The 2,742-nt window shown below is 38.1% G+C and carries 3 protein-coding genes; all 3 read left to right on the forward strand.

Annotation, left to right across the window (positions count from 1 at the left end):
* The first annotated feature begins 94 nt into the window (after window positions 1–94).
* The 3 genes from VMW81_04605 to garR are packed head-to-tail and all read left to right on the forward strand — an operon-like array spanning window position 95 to window position 2,588.
* The gene (locus tag VMW81_04605; GenBank protein HUU50216.1) at window positions 95–760 is read left to right on the forward strand and encodes a FadR/GntR family transcriptional regulator; all 666 of its coding nucleotides are present in this window, start codon (window positions 95–97) and stop codon (window positions 758–760) included.
* Window positions 761–771: 11 nt separating this feature from the next.
* The gene (locus VMW81_04610) at window positions 772–1,686 is read left to right on the forward strand and encodes a TIM barrel protein (GenBank protein HUU50217.1); all 915 of its coding nucleotides are present in this window, start codon (window positions 772–774) and stop codon (window positions 1,684–1,686) included.
* Window positions 1,687–1,700: 14 nt separating this feature from the next.
* Window positions 1,701–2,588 carry a 2-hydroxy-3-oxopropionate reductase gene (gene garR, locus VMW81_04615; GenBank protein HUU50218.1) on the forward strand — a complete coding sequence of 296 codons (888 nt, stop codon included), beginning with the start codon at window positions 1,701–1,703 and terminating at the stop codon, window positions 2,586–2,588.
* Window positions 2,589–2,742 lie beyond the last annotated feature (154 nt).

Consider the following 2,742-nt stretch of genomic DNA (forward strand, 5'->3'; position numbering starts at 1 on the left):
TATATAACTTGTCTGACAATATTACTAATAGGACAAATAATTTATAAAAAGGAGCCTCTCAGTGTTTAACAAAGTTCAAACTAAAAAAGTTTATATGAAAATAGTTGAACAAGTTCGAGATTTAATAAAAGAGGGTAGATTGAAACCAGGGGATAAACTTCCTCCAGAACAAGTTCTAGCAGAAGAGTTTGGAACCTCTCGTCCTTCGGTAAGAGAAGCGCTGAGCGCTCTAGAAATTTTAGGAATAACAGAGAGTAGAGGAGGTAAGGGTAATTTCATAAAGAATAATCTTAACTTCCCGTTGTATGAGCAAAAATTTAGGGAGCTTGAAGAAGAGGAGAGCCCCTTTGAGCTCTTGGAAGCAAGAAAGGCAGTGGAAACCGAGATTGTCGGTCTTGCTGCCAAAAAGGCTACAGAGGAAGAGATAGCTGCTATTCAGGGGTCCTTGAATAAAATGAAGGGAGCTATGACGAACATTCCTGAGATAATGGAATTTGATAGGGAATTTCACATTAATATAGCCAGGGCAGCTCATAATAACCTCCTTTTTTCGATGATGATTTACCTGACTGACCTATTAAAGGAAAAGCTCTGGATAAACCTGAAGGAGAAAAGCTGGAGCATTCCTGGTCATCCTCAGAAGTATTTTGAAGAGCATAATGAGATTCTTAACGCTATTAAAAACAAAGATGGCAAAGGAGCCCGTAATAGAATGTATGATCATTTAGCTGGGGTAGAAAGAGATTTGCTTAATGAGTAATGGAGGCTAATATGCAAGAGTCGATGTATAAATTTATGAAAGTAGGTCTAATCCACTTTATGGCTTATCCCCAAGTTATGAGAGGTGAGGGGCCAATTCTTGAGACGCTACAGAAAATAGCTGAGGATGATTTCTTTACTGCAGTGGAGGTTTCCTGGATCAAGGATGCGAAGGTAAGAGAGAAAGTAAAAAAACTATTAGAGATGAGCCATTTAACTGTTACTTATGGTGCTCAACCACGATTATTGATTAATAACTTAAATCTCAACGCCTTTGATGAAGAAGAAAGAAAAAAGGCAGTTAGAGAAGTTAAAGCTGGAATTGACGAAGCTTATGAGATAGGAGCAAAGGGATTTACCTTTCTAAGTGGTAAGGACCCAGGAGAAGAGGAACGAGAACAAGCTCGTAAATTATTAGTTTCCTCCATTAAAGAAATATGCGATTATGCTAAATCCAAAGGAGACTTAGGGATAACTCTGGAGATCTTTGACCAGGAAATTGACAAAAAGTGCTTAATTGGACCAGCGAATGAAGCAAGAAAGTTGGCAGCTGAAATAAGGAAAAAATTTGACACCTTTGGCTTATTAGTTGATTTATCCCATCTTCCCCTTTTAAATGAAACTCCCACTGAGGCCATTATACCCATTAAAGATTACCTTGTCCATGCCCACATAGGCAATTGTATCTTAAGGGATAAGAAGCACCCTGGCTATGGAGATCAGCATCCCCGATTTGGCATTATAGGAGGGGAAAATGATGTAAAGGAATTAACGGAATTTTTAAAAGTGCTATTGGATATTGGTTTCTTAAATTATCGGAATCCACCTATCGTAAGCTTTGAGGTAAAGCCGCTGGCTGATGAATCCTCAGAAGTGGTTATTGCTAATGCCAAGCGTGTGTTAAGAGAAGCCTGGACAAAAATTTAAAGGAGGAATTAACAATGAAAAAAATTGGATTTATCGGTATTGGTATCATGGGTAAACCAATGGCTAAAAACCTGATTAATGCAGGTTACGATATAATTGCTTATGATATTGTCGAAAAAGCTTTATATGAAATAGTGGAATATGGAGCAGACAGGGGTACATCGCCAAAAAACGTAACAGAAAATAGTGATGTAGTCTTAACTATGCTGCCGAATTCTCCTCAAGTTAAAGAAGTAGTGCTTGGGAAAAATGGTGTCATCGAAGGAGTAAAAGAAGGCCAAATTCTGATCGATATGAGTTCCATCGCGCCTTTGGTTTCCCAGGAAATTGCCAAAGAATTAGAGAAAAAAGGAGTGGAAATGTTGGATGCTCCGGTAAGCGGCGGTGAGGAAAAGGCAAAATCCGGAACGCTTGCTTTTATGGTTGGCGGTAAAAAAGAAGTATTTGAGAAATGCAAAGATATTCTGGATGTTATGGGTGGAAGTGTGACTTTGGTAGGGGATATTGGTGCAGGACAAACCACCAAATTAGCGAATCAGGTTATTGTTGCATTAAATATAGCGGCTGTTGCGGAAGCTATGGTCTTGGGCAAAAAAGCAGGAGTAGATCCTGAAAAGATTTTCAATGCCATTAGAGGCGGTCTTGCCGGCAGCAAGTGTTTGGAAGATAAAACACCCAGGATGTTAAAAGGAAGCTTTGCTCCCGGTTTTAAGATGAAACTGCACTTAAAAGATTTGACCAATGTTTTTGAAACTAGCCGGAGCTTACATACTGCCATGCCATTAACTGCTCAGGTTATGGAAATGATGCAGGTTCTTATCGCTGATGGCAATGAGGAAATAGACCATGGTGGTTTAGCTTTGTTTTATGAAAAAATGAATGGGATTTCTTTAAAACAATAGCGTAATGAAATATAAATATTTATATATATACCCGTTGATATCTATTTTATATTATTTTAAATTGAAAAAAAGGAATTAGAATAAGGAGGGGCATTAATGCCAATTATAGATTCCAGGACAGGAAAAATAAAAAGGGATTATACAGTTGAAGAAT

This window comes from Nitrospinota bacterium (assembly GCA_035528715.1).
Taxonomy (GTDB): Bacteria; JADFOP01; JADFOP01; order DATKYB01; family DATKYB01; genus DATKYB01.